The 18,708-nt window shown below is 80.1% G+C and carries 13 protein-coding genes; 9 read left to right on the top strand and 4 right to left on the bottom strand.

Annotated elements, in window-relative coordinates:
- The first annotated feature begins 393 nt into the window (after positions 1-393).
- Positions 394-1,728: a thymidine phosphorylase gene (locus Q0789_RS01710; protein WP_298801468.1), complete on the top strand. Its 1,335-nt coding sequence runs from the start codon at positions 394-396 to the stop codon at positions 1,726-1,728.
- A 153-nt stretch (positions 1,729-1,881) separates the two neighbouring features.
- Positions 1,882-2,202 carry a hypothetical protein gene (locus Q0789_RS01715; RefSeq protein WP_298801470.1) on the top strand — a complete coding sequence of 107 codons (321 nt, stop codon included), beginning with the start codon at positions 1,882-1,884 and terminating at the stop codon, positions 2,200-2,202.
- A 36-nt stretch (positions 2,203-2,238) separates the two neighbouring features.
- On the opposite strand, the gene Q0789_RS01720 is transcribed toward Q0789_RS01715, so the two are convergent.
- Positions 2,239-2,988 (bottom strand): YbaK/EbsC family protein, encoded by a 750-nt coding sequence (locus Q0789_RS01720; protein WP_298801472.1) that lies wholly within the window; start codon positions 2,986-2,988, stop codon positions 2,239-2,241.
- A 279-nt stretch (positions 2,989-3,267) separates the two neighbouring features.
- Between Q0789_RS01720 and Q0789_RS01725 the strand changes: the two genes are divergently transcribed.
- From Q0789_RS01725 to Q0789_RS01750, 6 genes are all read left to right on the top strand, one after another.
- Positions 3,268-3,663: a DUF6504 family protein gene (locus tag Q0789_RS01725; protein ID WP_298801474.1), complete on the top strand. Its 396-nt coding sequence runs from the start codon at positions 3,268-3,270 to the stop codon at positions 3,661-3,663.
- Positions 3,664-3,795: 132 nt separating this feature from the next.
- Positions 3,796-4,257: an SAV_6107 family HEPN domain-containing protein gene (locus Q0789_RS01730; protein ID WP_363325975.1), complete on the top strand. Its 462-nt coding sequence runs from the start codon at positions 3,796-3,798 to the stop codon at positions 4,255-4,257.
- 3 nt (positions 4,258-4,260) lie between these two features.
- Positions 4,261-8,895 carry a PHP domain-containing protein gene (locus tag Q0789_RS01735; RefSeq protein WP_298801479.1) on the top strand — a complete coding sequence of 1,545 codons (4,635 nt, stop codon included), beginning with the start codon at positions 4,261-4,263 and terminating at the stop codon, positions 8,893-8,895.
- Positions 8,896-9,059: 164 nt separating this feature from the next.
- Positions 9,060-9,941: a class I SAM-dependent methyltransferase gene (locus Q0789_RS01740; protein ID WP_298801482.1), complete on the top strand. Its 882-nt coding sequence runs from the start codon at positions 9,060-9,062 to the stop codon at positions 9,939-9,941.
- A 286-nt stretch (positions 9,942-10,227) separates the two neighbouring features.
- Positions 10,228-11,406: a DNA polymerase IV gene (gene dinB, locus Q0789_RS01745; protein ID WP_366917598.1), complete on the top strand. Its 1,179-nt coding sequence runs from the start codon at positions 10,228-10,230 to the stop codon at positions 11,404-11,406.
- 245 nt (positions 11,407-11,651) lie between these two features.
- Entirely contained in the window at positions 11,652-12,080 is a 429-nt protein-coding gene (locus Q0789_RS01750) for a DUF3040 domain-containing protein (RefSeq protein WP_298801486.1), read from the top strand.
- A gap of 345 nt (positions 12,081-12,425) precedes the next feature.
- On the opposite strand, the gene Q0789_RS01755 is transcribed toward Q0789_RS01750, so the two are convergent.
- Genes Q0789_RS01755 through Q0789_RS01765 form a run of 3 tightly spaced genes read right to left on the bottom strand, consistent with a single transcriptional unit; the run spans position 12,426 to position 17,422 of the window.
- Positions 12,426-14,993, bottom strand: coding sequence for a transglutaminase domain-containing protein (locus Q0789_RS01755; RefSeq protein WP_298801488.1), 2,568 nt, complete (start codon positions 14,991-14,993; stop codon positions 12,426-12,428).
- Positions 14,990-16,495, bottom strand: a complete 1,506-nt coding sequence (locus tag Q0789_RS01760; RefSeq protein WP_298801491.1) for a DUF58 domain-containing protein — start codon at positions 16,493-16,495, stop codon at positions 14,990-14,992. The genes Q0789_RS01755 and Q0789_RS01760 overlap by 4 nt, the downstream gene beginning before the upstream one ends.
- 6 nt (positions 16,496-16,501) lie before the next feature.
- Positions 16,502-17,422, bottom strand: coding sequence for an AAA family ATPase (locus Q0789_RS01765; RefSeq protein WP_363325974.1), 921 nt, complete (start codon positions 17,420-17,422; stop codon positions 16,502-16,504).
- Between the two features lie 717 nt (positions 17,423-18,139).
- Here Q0789_RS01765 and mraZ point away from each other — a divergent pair.
- Positions 18,140-18,571, top strand: coding sequence for a division/cell wall cluster transcriptional repressor MraZ (gene mraZ / locus Q0789_RS01770; protein ID WP_171204286.1), 432 nt, complete (start codon positions 18,140-18,142; stop codon positions 18,569-18,571).
- The last annotated feature ends 137 nt before the right edge of the window (positions 18,572-18,708 follow it).

Below are 18,708 nucleotides of genomic sequence, written 5' to 3' on the forward strand. Positions count from 1 at the left end.
CGCCAGCTCGGGCGCCCTGCGGCCGGAGCCCGCTCCCGGGTCGTCGTCACCCTCCTCACCCGCTCGCGTCGTCGCCGGACCCGTCGGTCGACGACGCCGCAGCGCGCGTGACCCGCTCGAGCAGTGGCCGGACGCGAGGCTCAGGAGGGGTCGGCAGAAGCGCCCCGGCGTCCTCGCCGCGTCGTGGTACCTCGAGCGCGCCGACGGCGAGCAGCTCGTGCTCGTCGCGCAGGCGGCGGACGCCGGGGCCGTGGACCAGCCGCTGTTCTTCGCGGTGGTGCAGGACGCGCTGGGGCTCCTGGCGCAGGCGGGCTGACCGGGTCGGCGGGGACCAGCGGGCGACGGGGCCGGGCGGGACGGAGGAGGGGGCCGCGGCGGTCGTAGGGTCCCGTCGTGAGCACCGAGCCCGCCGCCCAGCCCGAGCCCGCCGCCCAGCCCGAGCCCTTCGACGCCGTCGACGTCATCCGCGCCAAGCGCGACGGCGGGGCGCTGACCGACGCCCAGGTGGACTGGGTCGTCGACGCCTACACCCGCGAGGTCGTCGCCGAGGAGCAGATGTCGGCGCTCGCCATGGCCGTGCTGCTCAACGGGATGACCCGCGCCGAGACGGCGCGCTGGACGGCGGCGATGATCGCCTCGGGGGAGCGGCTCGACCTCTCCTCGGGCCTGTCGCGCCCCACGGCGGACAAGCACTCCACCGGCGGGGTCGGCGACAAGATCACGCTCCCGCTGGCGCCCCTCGTCGCCGCCTGCGGCGCGGCCGTCCCCCAGCTGTCCGGGCGCGGCCTCGGCCACACGGGCGGGACGCTCGACAAGATGGAGGCGATCCCCGGCTGGCGGGCGTCGCTGTCCACCGACGAGGTGCGCCGCCAGCTCGAGGACGTCGGCGCCGTCGTGTGCGCCGCGGGGGCCGACCTCGCGCCGGCCGACAAGCGCCTCTACGCGCTGCGCGACGTCACGGGCACGGTCGAGTCGGTGCCGCTCATCGCCAGCTCGATCATGAGCAAGAAGATCGCCGAGGGCACCGACGCCCTGGTGCTCGACGTCAAGGTCGGCTCCGGCGCCTTCATGAAGGACCTCGAGCGCGCCCGCGAGCTCGCGGAGACCATGGTGGCGCTCGGCTCCGACGCCGGTGTGCGCACGGTGGCGCTGCTCACCGACATGTCGACGCCGCTCGGGCTGACGGCGGGCAACGCCCTCGAGGTGCGCGAGTCCGTCGACGTGCTCGCCGGCGGCGGCCCCCGCGACGTCGTCGACCTCACCCTGGCGCTGGCCCGCGAGATGCTCGCGGCCGCGGGCGTGGACGGGACGGACCCGGCCGACGCGCTCGCGGACGGGCGGGCGATGGACGTCTGGCGGCGCATGGTCGCCGCGCAGGGCGGGGACCCGGGCGCCGAGCTGCCCCGCGCCCGCGAGACGGACGTCGTCCTCGCGCCCGCCGACGGCGTCCTCGTGCGCCTCGACGCGCTCGCCGTCGGCGTCGCCGCCTGGCGCCTCGGGGCCGGGCGCGCGCGGCGGGAGGACCCGGTGCAGGCGGGGGCCGGCGTCGAGCTGCACGCCAAGCCGGGCGACGCCGTCCGCGCCGGCCAGCCGCTGATGACCCTGCACACCGACACCCCGGAGCGCTTCGGGCGCGCCCGCGAGGCGCTCGAGGGCGCCGTGGACGTCGCCCCCGAGGGCTCCCGCCCCGACGTCCCGGAGCTCGTGCTCGACCGCGTCGGCGGCTGAGGCCCCTGCGGGGCCCGGGCTCCCCGTCGTGCTCGCCCCGCCCTGCTCGCCCGTCGTGCTCACCCCGTCCTGCTCGGGCTCGCGCTCCTCGGGCGGGACGCCCAGGGTGGGGCGCGTGCGGGCGGACGCCCGCCGAGGACACCAGGAGGACGCGTGAGCGAGCAGACGGGCAGCACCGGGGCCGACGGGACCGAGGGGGACCGCGCGGAGGAGCCGCGCGACGTCGACGTCTTCGACAACGCCGAGGTCGAGACCGTCCAGGCGGACCAGACGAACTACGTCTCCCGCTCCTCGGGCGGCGGCTCGGTCCCCGAGGACCAGGACGAGACCACCCACCTGCCGGACTCCACGGGCACCGCGGGCGGCGACCCGCTGGCGGGCGTCACCGCGGGCGAGGACGCGCCCTCGACCGACGGGGCCGTCAGCGGTGACACCGGCCCCGAGCACCACGGCCAGCAGGGCGGCGGCTACTGACCCCCACCGCGCCGGGCCGGGGCCCGGGCGCCGGCGTCAGGACAGCTCGACCGGGTGCCCGAGGGTGATGCGCAGCAGCTCCTCGTAGCTGGTGCTCATCGCCGTGCCCGGGCGGCCCGCGGGCGCCCACAGGACGGCGTGGTCGCCCAGGGCGGTGTCGACGAGGACGACGTCGACCCGCAGGACGTCGGTCGGCAGGCCCGTCGGCGGGAGGTCCTCCGGGGCGCAGCCGGTGAGCGCCAGCACCTCGTGGGGGGCGGCGGCGCGGACGGCGGTGACGCCGAGGCCGGACGCCGCCCCCGCCACGTCCGTCGCGCGCACGCGCCGCCGCTGGGGCGCGAGGACGAGGACGGCCGGCACCTCGGCGTCACCGGCGGCGCGGCGCTCGGCCCCGCCGGCGGGCGGCGGCCACGGGCCCTCGTCCGGTTCCCCGCCGTACCGGGTGGCGGTCGGCGCGGACGGGTCCTCCTCCTCGACGAGCAGCAGGTGGCAGCGCACGAGCGCCCCGACGGGGACCCCCAGCTCGTCGGCGAGGTCCTCGGGGGAGCGGGCCACGTGGTCGAGGACGACGACGTCCGCCTCCGCCCCCGCGTCGGCGAGCGCCTGGCGCACCCGCGTGGTCCGGGGGTCGGCGTCCGCGAGCGCGACGACGTCGTCGCGGGCCGGGAGGCCCTCGGCGGCCGCAGCGGTCGACGGCGTCGGCGGCGTGGCGCCCGGCGCCCCGGCGGCGACCTCGGGCGGCGTGGCGCCCGGCGCCCCGGCGGCGACGGCCTCGGGCGGCGACATGCGCGGAGGCTAGTGGGGCCGGGCCCCGGCGCCGCCACCGCCCGGGCGCGACGCGCCGCGGTGCCCGCCGTGCGCCCGTGGTCCGCGCCCCGGTGCCCTCGCCCGTGCCCTCGCCGGGTCGTCCTCCGCCGGCCCACCGGCGTGTCCTCGGGACGCCCGCGGCGTGTCCTCGGCTCGTCTTGACGGCTGTCGGTGGGCCGCGCTTCACTCCTGTGCGTCGAACAGGTGTTCGACACGAGGTGGGCCTCCGTCGGCGGGGCCCGGGCCGGAGGGGGCAGCGTGGCACGCACCTACGACGACGAGGTCGACGTCCGCACCGCACCGCGGGCGGGGGCGTCCGAGGGCGAGCCCGCGGACGGCGCCGCCGCCGAGCAGCCCGCGGCCTTCGTCTGGCACGGCCGGCTGCACGTCGTGCGCGCCGTCCTCGGCCGGTGGTACGAGCGCCGGGCCTGGTGGGAGCAGGACCCCCAGCGCGCGGAGGAGGCGCCCGTGCTGGTGGCCGCCGGGTCGGCCGCGCCGAGGGCCTCGCGGGCCGTCCGGGCGCCGTCGCTGGACCGGGAGGTCTGGCAGGTCGAGGCCAGCGCCGGTCGGGCCGCCGGCAGCGGCGTGTACGAGCTGTGCCGCGAGGACCCCGCCGTGCCCGGCGGGTGGACCCTGCGCCGCGTGGACGACTGAGGGGGCCCGGTGACGACGACGAGCACGACCAGCAGGACGAGCACGACGGGCAGGACGAGCACGACGGGCGCGGCGGTGCGCGGCGCGGCGCCCACGGGTCGGGGCGGGAGCGCCGACCGGGGGGCCGGGCCGGTGCTCGCAGGCCGGCCGGCCGCCGCCGCGGCCGACCTGCTGGCGCGCGCCCGTGACGGCCTCGGGGCCGCGCGCGCCGCCGGCAGCCCGGGCGAGCGCTACGTGGCCGCGCACCTGGCGGCCCTGCGCAGCGCCGCCGCCGTCCTCGCGGTGCGGGGGCGCCCGCGGCGCGGCGCCGTCCTCGGGGTGTGGCAGGTGCTCCCGCGGGTCTGCCCGGAGCTCGCCGAGTGGGCGCTGCTGTTCGCGGCCGGGGCGCCGCGCCGGGCCGCCGTCGAGGCGGGCCGCACCGGCGTCGTCAGCGCGCGCGACGCGGACGACCTGCTGCGCGACGCCGAGGCGTTCACCGGGGTGGTCGCCGACGTCCTCGGGCTGCCGCGCCCGGTGCCGACGGGGCCGGTCGGGCTCGTCGCGGCCGGCGCCCGGCCCGGACGCGTCGGTGCGCCCGGCGCCGGCGGAGGCTGAGCCGTGCCCTTCCCGCACCTGCACGTCGCGTCGGGGTACTCGCTGCGGCACGGGGTCTCGAGCCCCGACGCGCTCGTGGCCCGGGCCGCCGAGCTGGGGCTCGACACCCTCGCCCTCACCGACCGCGACGGCCTGTACGGCGCCGTCAAGCACGTCACGGCCTGCTCGGAGGCGGGCCTGGCGCCGGTCCTCGGGGTCGACCTCGCGGTCGAGCCGTCCGGGCTGGCCGACGGGCTGCCCGCGTGGGCCGACCCCTCCCGGGCCGTGCGCGAGCGCGCGGCGGCGGGGGGCCCGGCGCGGGGCGGCGCGGCGGTCGACCCCCGCCTGCCCCGCGTGACCGTCCTCGCCCACGCGGGCGGCACCGACGCCGACGGGCGTCGGCACCGGCGGTCGGCCCCGGCGGGCTCCGAGGTGCTCGCCCCCGGCGAGGGGTGGGCGGCGCTGTGCCGGCTGGTCTCGGCCACCCACCTGCGGGGCGAGCGCGGCGCGCCCGTCACCGCTCTCGACCTCGTCGCCGAGCACGCCACCGGCGCCCGCACGGGGGCCCCCGCGCTCACCGTGCTGCTCGGCCCGGCCTCCGAGCTCGGCCGCGCCGTCCTCGCCCGGCGCGACGACGTCGCGCGCGCCGTCCTCGCCCGCTGGTACGACGCGCTGCCGCTGGGCTCGCTGGCCGTCGAGGTCGTCTGCCACGACGGACCCCCGGGCAGCGCGGGCAGCCTCGCCCACGCCGGGCGCATGCTCGCCCTCGCCCGCGCCGCGGGGCTGCCCGCCGTGCTCACCGGCGCCGTCCGCCACGCCCGCCCCGAGGGTGCGCGCACGGCCGACGTGCTCGACGCCACCCGGCGCCTCGTGCCGCTCGACCTGCGCCACCTGGACCGCACGAGCTCGCGGGCGCACCTCACCGGCACGGCGGAGATGCGCGACGTCGCCGCCCGCGTCGAGGACGCCGCCGGCGCCGCGGGGGAGCGGACCGCCCGCGGGGCGGGCGGGGCGGGCGGGCCGGGGCTCCTGCGCTGCACGGACCGCCTCGCCGAGCGGTGCCGCCTGGACCCGGCGGCCGACCTCGGCATCGGCCGGGTGCACCTGCCGGAGGCCTCGGTGCTCGGCGTCGAGGGCGACCTCGACCTCGCCCTGCGGCTGCGGTGCGAGGGCGCCGTGGGCTCCCGCTACCCGGGGGCGTCGGCCGCGCACCTGCGCCGCGTCACCGACCGGCTGGAGGAGGAGCTCGCCGTCATCCGCCGGCTCGGGTACCCGTCGTACTTCCTCACCGTGGCGCAGGTCTGCGACGAGGTCCGCGGCCTCGGGGTGCGCGTGGCCGCGCGCGGGTCCGGCGCGGGGAGCCTCGTCAACCACCTGCTCGGCGTCTCCGGCGTCGAGCCGCTGTCCCAGGGCCTGCTCATGGAGCGTTTCTGCACCGTGCAGCGGGCCCAGCTGCCCGACATCGACGTCGACGTCGAGTCCGCCCGCCGCGAGGAGGTCTACGCCCGCGTCGTCGAGCGCTTCGGCGGCGAGCGGGTCAGCGCCGTCTCGATGATGGACACCTACCGGGTGCGCCACGCCGTCCGCGACGTCGGGGCGGCGCTCGGCATGCCGCCGTCCGAGGTCGGCGCCATCGCCACGTCCTTCCCGCACGTGCGGGCGCGCGACGCCCGGGCGGCGATCGCCGAGCTGCCCGAGCTGCGCGCCTCCGGGCTGGGCCACGAGCGCCTGTCCCTGCTGCTCGACCTCGTCGAGGACCTCGACGCCCTGCCCCGCCACGTGGCCCTGCACCCCTGCGGGGTGCTGCTGTCCGACGCGGGCCTCGGGGACCGCACGCCCGTCGAGGCCAGCTGGGCGGGCTTCCCCATGAGCCAGTTCGACAAGGACGACGTCGAGGTCCTCGGGCTGCTCAAGCTCGACGTCCTCGGCATCCGCATGCAGTCCGCCATGGCCCACGCCGTCGCCGAGGTCGAGCGGGTCGACGGGCCGGCCGCGGCCGCGGCCGGCGGGCACGGCGAGGACGCGCCGTACCTCGACCCGGCCACCGGCCGGATCGACCTCGACGCCGTCCCCCTCGACGACGAGCCCACCTACCGGCTCGTGCGCTCCGCGCGCACCCTCGGCTGCTTCCAGATCGAGTCGCCCGGCCAGCGCGAGCTCGTGGGCCGTTTCGCGCCGCAGGACTTCGCCGACCTCGTCACCGACATCTCGCTGTTCCGGCCCGGACCGGTGAAGTCCGACATGATCACCCCCTTCCTGCGCGCCCGGCAGGGCTGGGACCCGCCGCAGCGGGTGCACCCCCTCGTCGACCCGGCGCTGGAGGAGACCTGCGGGGTCGTCGTCTTCCACGAGCAGGTCATCCGGCTCGTGGCCTCCACCACGGGCGTCGACCTCGCCGAGGCCGACGAGGTCCGCCGGCGCCTCGGCACCCGCGAGGGGCAGGCCGAGGTGCGCGAGCAGTGGTTCCCCCTCGCGGCCGCCCGCGGGCTGGACGGCGCCGAGGCCGAGCGGGTCTGGGAGGTGCTGGCCGCGTTCGCCTCGTTCGGGTTCTGCAAGGCCCACGCCGCCGCCTTCGCCCTGCCCACCTACCAGTCCGCGTGGCTCAAGACCCACCACCCGGCGGCCTTCCTGGCCGGGGTGCTCACCCACGACCCCGGCATGTACCCCAAGCGGCTCGTGCTCGACGACGCCCGCAACCTCGGCATCGCCGTGCTCGGCCTCGACGTCAACGCCTCCGACGCCGTGTACCGGGTCGAGCGGGTCGAGGTCGGACGCGACGGGGACGAGCGGGACGGGGGCGACGGGGCAGAGGAGGACGGAGCCGGTGAGGGCCGCGCAGCCCCGCGCCGCCCCGGAGCGCGAGCCGTCGACCCGCCGGCGCCGGACGACGGGCCACGCGTCCCCGTGCCGGGGCGGGACGGCGAGCCGCCGTGGCGGGGCGCCGCCCTGCGCACCGACGCGGCCGTCCCGGACGCCCGCGGGTACGGCATCCGGCTCTCCCTCGCCGACGTCAAGGGCATCAGCGACGCCGAGGTGGCGCGGATCGTGGCGGGGCGGCCCTACGCCTCCCTGCAGGACCTGTGGGAGCGGGCACGGCCCAGCCGCCCCGTCGCCGAGCGGCTCGTGCTCGCGGGGGCGCTGGACTCGGTCCACGGCACGGGCCCCGGGGCGCCCGCGCGGCGCCGGGGCGTCGTCACCCGCCGGGACCTGCTGCTGCAGCTCGGCGACCTCGACCGGTGGACGCGCGGCGCCGACCGGGCCGCCGTCCGCGCCGGGGGTCGGCGCGGGCGCCCGTCCGTGTCGTCCTCCGTGTCGCCCCCCGGGCCCGCGGGGCGGGTGTCCGCACCGCTGCCCGCGCGGCCGGGGTCCCGCGACGCCGGGCGGGCGGGCGGGCCGACCGGGCCGGGGCGGTGGGGAGGTCCGGACGTCGCCGCCGCCGCGGCCCGCCAGTCGCGGGCGGCGGCGCCCGCCCCGGCCGCGGGCGCGCTCGAGGTCCAGCTGGCGCTCGACGTCGGTGGCCCGGGGGAGGCGCCCCCGTCCGGCCTGCCGGAGATGACGGGCGCCGAGCGGGTGCGCGCCGAGCTCGACGTGCTGGGCCTGGACGCGAGCGCTCACGTGCTCGACTTCTACGCCCCGCTGCTGCGGGCGCTCGCCACCACCGGCTCGCGCGAGCTGGTGGGGCGGCGCGCGCGCAGCGAGGTGCTCGTGGCCGGGGTCAAGGTGGCCACGCAGACGCCGCCGATCCGCTCCGGGCGGCGGGTGGTGTTCCTCACCCTCGACGACTCGACGGGCCCCGTCGACGCGACGTTCTTCGAGGACGTGCAGGGGCCCTGCGCCGCGACGGTCTTCGGCTCGTGGCTGCTCGTCGTGCGGGGGGTGCTGCGCCGCACGGGCCCCCGCGGGGTGTCCCTGCGCGCCACCGGCGCCTGGGACCTCCCGGCGCTGTGGGCGGTCTGGTCCGCGGGCGGGGACCGGGCGCTGCGCGAGGCCCTCGCGGCCCTGCCCGGCCCCGGGGAGGCCACCGCCTACGACGAGGCCGCCGTGGTCGGCGCGGCGGGCTCGCGCTCCCCCCGACCGGTGGCGGCCGGGGCCCCGGACCGGGCGCGCCACCTCGGGGCGCCCGCCGCCCGGTGGATCGCCGTGGAGCAGCGCACCGGGCGCACCGTCGGCACCGGGCGCGACGACGGCGCTCTGCGCGACGACGGGCCCAGCCGCGCGGCGGGCGCCGAGGCGGAGCGCTCGGCCGCCGCGGCCTTCCGCCGGGCCGTGGCCGTCGCGTCGCGCTCGGCCGCCGCGGCCGCCGCCGTGGAGGAGGCCGAGGAGGCGGCCGCCGTCTCGGCCGCGTCCGGGCTCGGGGCGGGGGCCACGGGCACCGAGGGGGCCCCGAGGGCGCGCCGCGTCCTGGTCCACGCCAGCGGCTTCCGGCAGTCGCCGTACAGCGACGTCGGGCCGCCCGGGGGCGACGTGCGCGACACCCGCGGGATGGCCCGCGGCGGCCGTCCGGGCGGAGCCGCTCGTGGCTCCGCCGGCTCCGACCGCGCCGCCCAGGACCGGGCAGCCCAGGACCGGGCAGCCCAGGACCGGGCAGCCCAGGACCGGGGGGCGGCCGGGGCGCCCCGCAAGCTCTGGCACTCCAGCTCCGGGAGCTCGGGCCGGTGAGCGCGCACGAGCCCGCCGCCGCGCCGGCCCGCGGCCACCGGGGCGCGGCCGCGCCCGTCCGCCGCCCGCGGGGAGCGGTCGCGCCCGTCCGCGGTCCGCGGGGCTCCGCCGTGCCGGGAGGCCTCACTAGGGTGGGTGGGCGCCCACCCGGAGGAGGCCCCGACGTGGCAGCTGACGCAGCGGCCGGCGCCGACCGCCGGCCCGACGCCCATCCCGTGACCGAGCCCGTGCCGCCCTCGGGGTCCCCGTCCGGAGCCCCGTCCGGAGCCCCTGCCGCGCCGCCGTCGGGGCAGGCGCGCGCCGAGCGCCGCGGCGCCCGGCCCGCCGCGCCGTCGCTGCTGCTCGAGGGCGTCGACGACCTGCTCGCCGCCGCGGCGCCCCGCGACGGCGCCCCCGCCCGCGTCCTCGACCTCGGGGGCGGCACCGGCGGGCTCGCCGTCCGCCTCGCCGCCGCGGGGCACGAGGTCGTCGTCGTCGACCCCAGCCCGGACGCGCTCGCCGCCCTCGCGCGGCGGGCCGACGACGTGGGGGTCGGCGCCCGGTTGACCGGCGTGCAGGGGGACGCGGAGGACCTGCCCGACCACGTCGCCGACGGGAGCGTCGACCTCCTGCTGTGCCACGGGGTGCTCGAGGTCGTCGACGACCCGGGGCGCGCGCTGGTCGCGTGCCGGCGGGCCCTGCGGCCGACGGGCCGCCTCAGCGCGCTCGTCGCCGCCCGCGGGGGAGCCCTCCTCGCCCGCGTGGCCTCCGGCCACCTGCGCCAGGCGCGGGCCCTCCAGCGCGACCCCGACGGGCGCTGGGGCGCGCAGGACCCCCTGCTGCGCCGCTTCGACGCCGACGGCGCCCGCCGGCTCCTCGCCGGCGCGGGCTTCTCCGTGCTGCGCGCCGACGGCGTCGGGGTGCTGCCGGCGCTGGCCCCCCGCGGCGGGTCGGCCCTCGACCCCGCCGCCGTCCAGGCGCTCGAGGACCTCGAGAGGGTCGCCGGCACCGACCCCGCCCTCCTCGGCGCGGCCGGGCAGCTCCACCTGCACGCCGCGCCCGTCTGACGCCGTCACCGGCGCGCACTGCCCGAGAGATCCGCCGGAGAGACTCGCCCGAGCCCCCGCCCGAGAGGTCCCGGCCGCCCCGCGGCCCGGACGCAGCACCGGAGATCCGTCGTCGCGGCCCGTCGTCGGACCCCGCCGTCAGGCTGGCCGTCGGACCAGGACGTCGCCGAGAGGAGGTCCCGTGGGGCGCTCGCAGCTCGACCGCACCGCGGGGGCGGGGAGGGCCGACCCGGTCGGCGGCGCCCCCGTCGCGGGCCCGGACGCCGACGACACGGGCTGCACCGTCCTGCACGTCGACATGGACGCCTTCTACGCGTCCGTCTCCCTGCTGGACCACCCCGAGCTCGTCGGGCAGCCGGTCGTCGTGGGCGGCGCCGGCACCCGCGGCGTCGTCCTGTCCGCCACCTACGAGGCGCGCGCCCTCGGGGTGCACTCGGCCATGCCCATGGGGCGGGCCCGCCGCCTCGCGCCCCACACCGTCGTCCTGCCGCCGCAGCACCGCCGGTACGCCGAGGTCTCGGCCGGGGTCATGGAGGTCTTCCGCTCCGTGACCCCCCTCGTGGAGCCCCTCAGCCTCGACGAGGCCTTCCTCGACGTCAGCGGCGCCCTGCGGCGCCTCGGCAGCCCCCGGGAGATCGCCCAGCAGGTGCGTCGCCGCGTCGAGGACGAGCAGGGCGTCACCTGCTCGGTGGGGGTGGCCTCCACCAAGCACGTCGCCAAGCTGGCCTCCTCCCGCTGCAAGCCCGACGGGCTGCTCGTGGTCCCGGCCGACCGCGTCGTCGACTACCTGCACCCGCTGCCGGCGTCGGCGCTGTGGGGCGTGGGCGAGCGCACCGCGGAGCAGCTCGAGCGGCTCGGCCTGCGGACCGTCGGCGACATCGCCCACACCCCGCGCGCCACGCTCGTGCGCGCCCTGGGGGAGGCGAGCGGCGCGCACCTCGCCGCCCTCGCGTGGGGGCGCGACCCCCGGCCCGTCGTGCCGTCCGCGCCGGAGAAGAGCGTCGGGGCGGAGGAGACCTTCTCCTCCGACGTCGACGACGAGGCGGTGGTCCTCCGGGAGGTGCTGCGGCTCTCCGAGCTGACCACGGCCCGGCTGCGCGCCGCGGGCACCGTCGGGCGGACGGTCGTGCTCAAGGTCCGCTTCGCCGACTTCACGACCATCACGCGGTCTCGCACCCTCGACGAGCGCACCGACGTGAGCCGCGAGGTCTACGCGGCCGCGCGCCGGCTCTGGGAGGGCCTGCGGCTGGACCGCGCCCGCATCCGCCTCGTGGGCGTGCGCGTCGAGGGGCTGGCGCCCGCCGGCACGGCCCACCGCCAGATGCGGCTCGACGAGCCCGACCGCGGCTGGCGCGAGGCCGACCGGGCCGCCGACCGGGCCGCGGCGCGCTTCGGCGGCGGCAGCGTGACGTCCGCGAGCCTCCTGCGGGGCGGCCGCGGCGACCCAGGCGGACGCCCGCGCTGACCCGTCCCCCTCCCGCCCCGGCGTGCCCCCAGGAGGGGGTCGACGAGCACCGACGGGCCTGCGCGGGCGCTCGGGGACGGTCTGGGCGGGGTCAGGGCGGACCTGTCGACGACTCGCCGAGCGACGCTCGACCACGCCGTCCGGAGGACGTGGTAGACCCGGCTTTCCAGGGCGCGGACGGCGACATACTCTGGTGCACGGACGCGCCGCTGGTGGCGGTCGCGCCGCCACACCGGGGAGGTCCTGTGCCGCTGTCCGAGCACGAGCAGCGCCTGCTCTCGCAGATGGAGCAGCAGCTCCTCAACGACGATCCGAAGTTCGCCTCGGCGATGAAGGGCTCCCACCGCCGCGGCGGTTCGGCCGGCCGCCTGCTGCTCGGCGGCGCGGGCATCGTCGTGGGTCTGCTCCTCCTCGTCGTGGGCGTGGCCTCCCAGCAGGTGCTGGTCGGGGTCGTCGCCTTCGTCCTCATGCTGGCCGGAGCCGCCTACGCCATCTCGAGCCCGCGCCGTGCGCCGGCGCCCGGGCCCGTCGGCGTGGTCCAGGGCGACGGCCGCACCGCACGTCGGCCGGGCCGCACCGTCCGCGGCGGCAAGGGCGCTCCCGGGTCCTCCGGCTCCTTCATGGAGCGCATGGAGGAGCGGTGGCAGAAGCGCCGCGACGAGGGCGGTCGCTGACCGCACGACGGCACCCGTGAGGGCCGGGAGGACCGAGAGGTCCGCCCGGCCCTCACGACGTCGTGCCTCTGGGTGTTCGTGCGCGCCCGTCACCGACCGGGTCGCCGACGTCGCGGCGCGCGCCCGTCCCGCTGCGGCGCCCGGGCGACGTCGTCCTCGGAGGGCTGCGGTGAGAGGGGTCGCCGCCGGGAGCGGGCGCGGTCCTCGAGCTCGAGCCGTACGACGGCCGGCTCCGAGAGCGGCGACGCGCACCTCTGTCGCTCTGTCCGCCCAGGCAGGCGTGCTGAGGCCTGGGGCGATGTGCGGTCCTGACGCCCCCTGCGGGCCGCCGCCCCGCCGGCCGGGTCAGCGCCGCAGCCGCGCCATCGGCACCCAGCGGGCGCGCCAGCGCTGCCGGCGCGGGCACCGGGCCGCGACGGCGGCGAGCACGACGTCGACGTCGACCCGCGCCTCGCGGGCGGCAGCTCTCGCGCGCCGCCCGCGGTCGTCCACCGCTCCCGGACCCTCGACCTCGATCTCGACCTGAGGCTGAGGGACGCCGTAGTGCGCGGCCTCGAGCGCCTCGCGCTGCCGCCGCAGCCGGTCGCGGACGCCGACCGCCTCCTCCACCTCCGCCGCCTCCTGAGGGAGCGGCGCCGTGGTCGAGGCGGGGCGCGGGTCCGCCACGGTCGGGCGGGAGGAGCCGGTGCCCTCGCCCGCGCCGTGGGCGGCGACGCCCGCGAGGACGGGCGACCGGTCCCCGTGCCCGTCACCGTCGTCCGGCTCCACGCCGGCGAGCCGGGCGCGGCGCCGCTCCTCGGCGCGCGGGGTGTCGGACGCCTGCGGGGCGAGGCCCAGGTCGGCGAGGCCGCGCCGCAGGTCCTCCTCGGCGCGCTCGACGAGGGCGGTGGGCGAGCCCGCCGCGGCCGCCCTCCGAGCCGCCCGCCACCGGCGCCGCCGCAGCACGCCGGCCGCGGCGGCGGGACCGAGGGCGACGACCAGGAGCAGCGCACCCGCGAGGAGGGACAGGGCGAGGACAGGGGCCCCGGCGTCGGCCGCCGGGTCCGACGCCCCGGGGGCGGCGCCGTCCGCCTCCGGCACCTGGCCCACCGGTCCTGGCTCGGCGGGGGCAGGCGCGGGCGCGGGGGCGGGGGACTGCGCCTCCTCCTGGGCCGCGACCGCCGCGTCCGCCGCGTCGACGGTGCTCCAGCGCGGCGCCGCCCCGGTGCGGACGCCGGGCGTCGGCTCGAAGCGCACCCAGCCGTCGCTGCCGAGGTACACCTCGGGCCAGGCGTGCGCGTCGCTCAGGCGCACGCGGTAGCTGCCGTCCGCCTGCGCCGTCCCCGGCAGGAAGCCCACGGACACGCGCGCGGGGAGCCCGAGGGAGCGCGCCATCAGCGCCATGGCCGAGGCGAAGTGGACGCAGTAGCCGGAGCGGCGGTCGAGGAAGGCCGCCACCGAGCCGGCGCCGGTGCCGCCCGGCGCCTCCTCGCTGTAGGTGAAGCCGCCGTCGTCGCGGAAGAAGGCCTGCAGGCGGGCCACGCGCTGCAGGGGCTCGCCGTCGCCCGCCACCTGCTCGGCGAGCTCGCCGATCGCCGGCGGCAGGTCGTCCGGCAGCTCGGTCCACGTGGTCCGGACCGAGGCCGGGGGGCCGCCCACCTCGACGAGGTCGGCGGCATCCGGCACGAGGCGCAGGGAGCGGACGGTGTAGGTCTGACCCTCGGTCGTCGTCGTGCCGCCCTCGCCGACGAGGTCGAGCGTGCCCGGGCGCACCCCCCAGTCGCCGGCGTCCGGCTGCAGCTCCACCGCGGTGGCGGGGTAGGGGGCGGGCAGGTACTCCTGCCGGAGCGCGGCCACCTGGACCTGCAGCACCTGCGGCACGGCGACGCCCGCGTCGACGGCCGCCCCGACGTCGAGGCCGGGCGGCTCGGGCACGCCCTCCTCGAGGGGCTGCAGGGGGCTGCCGTCGTCGCGGGGGCGCCAGGTGTCGCCGTCGAAGACGTCGACCGTCACGAGGCGCAGGGGCTCGGTGGCCGGGCCGCCGCCCTCGAGGCGGTAGGTGAGGGCCGTCGCGTCCGAGCGCTCGCCGAGGTCGTCCGCCAGGCTCAGCAGCGGGTTGACGCGGGCCCCGCCCGGCCCGCTGCCGGCGGGCCCGCCGCCCCAGCCCTGCGCCCCGAGGAGGCCGGTGCCGCCCCACGGCCCGAGGGCGGGCACGACGACGGCGGCGAGCAGGGCGACCGCCGCCGTCGCCGCGACGGCCACCAGCGGCGGGCGCGGGCGGGTCGCCCGTCCGCCGCCGCGGCGCCACCGGGTGGCCGTGCGCCCCCAGCGCCCCTCGCGCCAGCGGCTCTCCGCGCGCAGGAGGAGGAGGTAGGGCACCGCGGCGACGACGAAGGCCGCCACGGGCAGCCCGGTGCGCTGCAGCGCGGCGGCGGTGGCGACGAGGGCCAGCAGCGGCGCGCCGGCGGCGCTCACGCGCCCGAGGCGGACGGCCAGCAGGTCGACCGCCACCGCGACGGCCCCGACGCCCCCGACGACGAGCAGCCGCAGGCCCTGCGGGTCGGCGACGGGCGGCAGGGAGGACCGGACCACGGCCATGCCCTCGTCGACGAGGAGGCGCCCCGACGCGACGGCGCCGGGGCCCGGCAGCAGCCCCAGGACGCCGCTGCCGGGGGCGTAGAGGGCGGTCAGGACCATGAGCGCCGCGAGGACCTGCGCGCCGGTGCGGACGAGCGCCGACGACGTCAGCGCGTCGAGGACGACGCCGACCAGGCCGACCACGACGATGACGACGACGGCGTCGACGAACCAGCCGGGCCCGTCGACGAGCGGCAGGACCGAGAGGGCCGCCGCGAGGACGGCCACGCCGGCGAGGAGCGAGGGGGCGCCCGGCGGCACGCCCTCGCGCCCGCCGGGGCGGCGCTCGGCGCTCACGCGGCGCCCCGCGCGCCCGCGGGACGGCTCCGGGCCGCCCGGCTCGCGGAGGGGGCGGCGCGCCGGTCGTCCGGCGCGCCCGCTCCGCCGCCGCCGCGCAGCGCGGCGGCCCAGGCGCCGGAGAGGTCGTCGTCCGGGCCGAGGCGCGCGGCGCCCCAGCCGGCGGCCCGGAGGGCGCGCACGGCGTCCCCGACCTGGTCCGCGCCCGCCTCGGCGGTGCCCGTGCCGGCGGCGCCGCTCCTGGCCGGGGACGACCGGGCCGGCTCCTCGCCGCCCGAGGCGCCCGTCCCGGCGCCCTCGTCCCCGCGCGCGACGACGAGCGCGAGCCGTCGCCGCGCCGGCGCGGCGGCCAGGGCGCGCGCCTCCCGAGGGCCGCAGACGACGACGAGCAGGTCCTCCCGGCGGCCGCGGAGCTCCCTGACCGCCGCCTCCGCCGCGTCCTCGCCCCTCCCACCGCCGCCCGGGCGACCGGGGTCCGGTGCGCCCGCCTCGTCGGCGCGCTCCGCAGCGGCCTGCGGCGTCGTGCCCGCAGCGGCCTCGGGCGTCACGAGGGCCAGGCGCTCGAGCCGGGCGGCGCGACCGCGGGCGTCCGCGCGCACCGCGTCCCCGGGGCCGCCGAGCAGGAGGCGGACGGCGAGGCCGTCGCGCGCCAGGCGCTCCGCGGCCGAGGCCGCCGCCGCGACGGCGCGCTCGAAGGCCGCGACGCCCCGGGCGTCGTCCGCGCCCGTCACCGCGCCGGCGCGGCGGTCGAGCAGCACCGAGGCGCCCGCGCGGCGCGGGCGCTCGTCGCGCCGGACCATGAGCTCGCCCCGGCGGGCGCTGGTGCGCCAGTGCACCCGGCGCCGGTCGTCGCCGGGGCGGTACTCGCGCGGCACGACGTCGTCCTCGCCCGCGCCCGGGTCCACGGACGAGGCGCCCGCGGAGTCCCCGCGCACGGCGACCGGCGCCAGCGGCACGAGCGCGGGCACGACGAGGAGGGGGTCGACGGCGGTCGTCGAGCGGGTGACCGCCACGAGGCCGAAGGGGTCCTGCACCACGAGCCGCAGCGGCCCCACGGGGTGGCGGCCCCGGCGCTCGCCCCGCAGGGCGTACCGCACGGAGGCCGACGTCCCCTCGGGCAGCGCCTCGACGACGAAGCGGGGGCTGGCGCGCAGCGCCGGCGGCACGAGGTCCTCGGCCAGCAGGGTGCGGCCGCCCCGGCCGCGGCCGTGGAGGTCGAGGCGCACCGAGGCGCTCCCGCCGACCGGGACGACGCCGGGGGAGACGGCGCGGTCGACGACGAGCGACGGCGACGCGGCGCGGGCCCCGACCCAGGCGGCGAGGGGGAGGACCAGCAGGAGGACGGCCAGGCGCACGAGGTCGCGGTGGCCCAGGGCGACGCCGAGGGCGGCGGCGACGACGCCCGTGGCGGTGATCGCCGCCCCCCGTGCCGTGAGCGCGCCCCAGGAGGCGCGGGCGCGCGCGGCGGCCCCGCGCCGCCGACCCCGCGCCCGTCCGGTCACGGCTCCTCAGCCGCCCCGGACCGGCGTGCGGGCGAGGACGTCGTCGAGCGCCGACCGCGCGGCCCGCTCGTCGGCGAGGAGGTCGCCGCGGTCCACCGTGACGAGCCGGTGGGACAGCACGGGGCCGCAGAGCGCCTGCACGTCGTCGGGCAGCGCGTGCGGCCGGCCGGCGAGCAGGGCCCGGGCGCGAGCGGCGCGCAGGAGGTGCAGGGCCGCGCGGGGGGAGGCGCCGAGCACCACGGAGGGGTGCTCGCGCGTCGCGGCCGCGAGGTCCACGACGTAGCGCACGAGCGCGGGCGCCGCGTGCACGCGGGCCGCCAGGTCCACCAGGCGCCGCACGTCGGCGGCGTCCGCGACGGGGCGGACGGCGTCCAGCGGGTCGACCGCGGCCCCGCCGCTGCGCGCGAGGAGCACGGCCACCTCCTCGTCGGGAGCCGGGTAGCCCACCGACACGCGCGCGAGGAAGCGGTCCCGCTGCGCCTCGGGGAGGGGGTAGGTGCCCTCCATGTCGGCGGGGTTCTGCGTGGCGACGACGAAGAAGGGGGTCGGCAGGGCGTGGGTCGTGCCGTCGACGGTGACGTGGCCCTCCGCCATGCACTCCAGCAGCGCGGACTGCGTCTTGGGGGAGGCCCGGTTGATCTCGTCGGCGACCACGAGCCCGGCGAAGACGGCGCCGGGGGTGAAGGTGAAGCGGCGCTCGCCCGGGTCCCAGATGCTCACGCCGGTGACGTCGCTGGGCAGCAGGTCCGGCGTGAACTGGATCCGCCGCACGCTGAGGTCCACCGAGCGGGCGAGGGCCGTCGCGAGGACGGTCTTGCCGACGCCGGGGACGTCCTCGAGCAGGAGGTGCCCGCCCGCGACGAGCGTCGTGACGGCGGTGCGGACGACCTCGTCCTTGCCGCGCACGACGGCCCGCACCTCGTCCACGACGGCAGTGGCGACCCGCCGCGCCTGCTCGAGCTCCTCGGGGGAGGGCGGGGGCGGCGACGCCGCACCCGCCGTGCCGGCGCTCGGTGGCGCGGTCGTCGACGTCACCCGCGCACGGTACGTGAGCCCCCTCCCGGGCACGAGGCCCTCCCGCGGCGTCCCCCGGACGGGGCGCGCTCGGAGCCCCCCCGCTCCCCACCGGCCGCCCCGCCCGTTCCCCACCGGCCGCCCCACCCGACGCCACCCGCCGCCCCACCCGACGCCACCCGCCGCCCCACCCGACGCCCCACCCGACGCCCCACCGGCCGCCCCACCGGTCCCCGACCGTGCGCCCGGCCCGCCCACCACTTCCCTCCACCCGAGCTCCGCGGCCACCCGGCGGGCGACCTCCCCGCCCCTGCCGAGGCCCCGACAGGGCACCGGCAGGGCACCAGCGGGGCTCTGCGGCCGGGCGGCCGGACGACGGCGCCCCTCGAGGTGCCGCGCGCCCCCACCGGCCCTCCACCGCCCCCCACCGCCGCCCGTCTGCCGTCTTGACGCGCTGACCTGCGCAGACGTCGACCGCACTGCTCCGGACGGGTGGTCCGACGGGCGCGCGGCGCGTTGACGGTGGGGCGAAGTGGAGTACGGTGGGGGACGTCGGAGCGGGAGAGCGCCGACCGGCCCTCCCGGGCACCGGGGGAGGGGTGGTCGGGGCTCGCAGGGGAGGAGCGGCCGGTGTTCCTCGGCACTCACTCGCCGCGCCTCGACGACAAGGGCCGACTGATCCTCCCGGCGAAGTTCCGGGACCAGCTGGCCGACGGCCTGGTGGTCACGAAGGGGCAGGAGCGCTGCCTCTACGTGTTCCCGGAGCGGGCGTTCGAGGAGCTGCACGAGCAGCTCCGCCAGGCGCCCGTGACGAGCAAGCAGGCCCGGGACTACGCGCGCGTCCTCCTCGCGGGGGCGTTCGACCAGGTCCCGGACCGGCAGGGGCGCATCACGGTGCCGCAGCCCCTGCGCACCTACGCGGGCCTCGAGCGCGACGTCGTCGTCATCGGGGCCGGCACCCGCATCGAGGTGTGGGACGCCGCCGCCTGGGAGGCCTACCTGGCCGAGCAGGAGGAGTCCTTCGCCAGCACCGCCGAGGAGGTCGTGCCCGGCCTCTTCTGAGGGGGGGTCCCGCGCCGGTCCGACCGGCACGGCCCCGGGGCGACGCGCCGCGCGCCTCCCCGGCCCGCGGGCCCCTGACCTGCACGATCGGTCAGCACAGCGTGACGGGCAGCACAGCCGGTCACACGGTTCACAGC

The organism is uncultured Pseudokineococcus sp., from assembly GCF_947499845.1.
Classification (GTDB): domain Bacteria; phylum Actinomycetota; class Actinomycetes; order Actinomycetales; family Quadrisphaeraceae; genus Pseudokineococcus.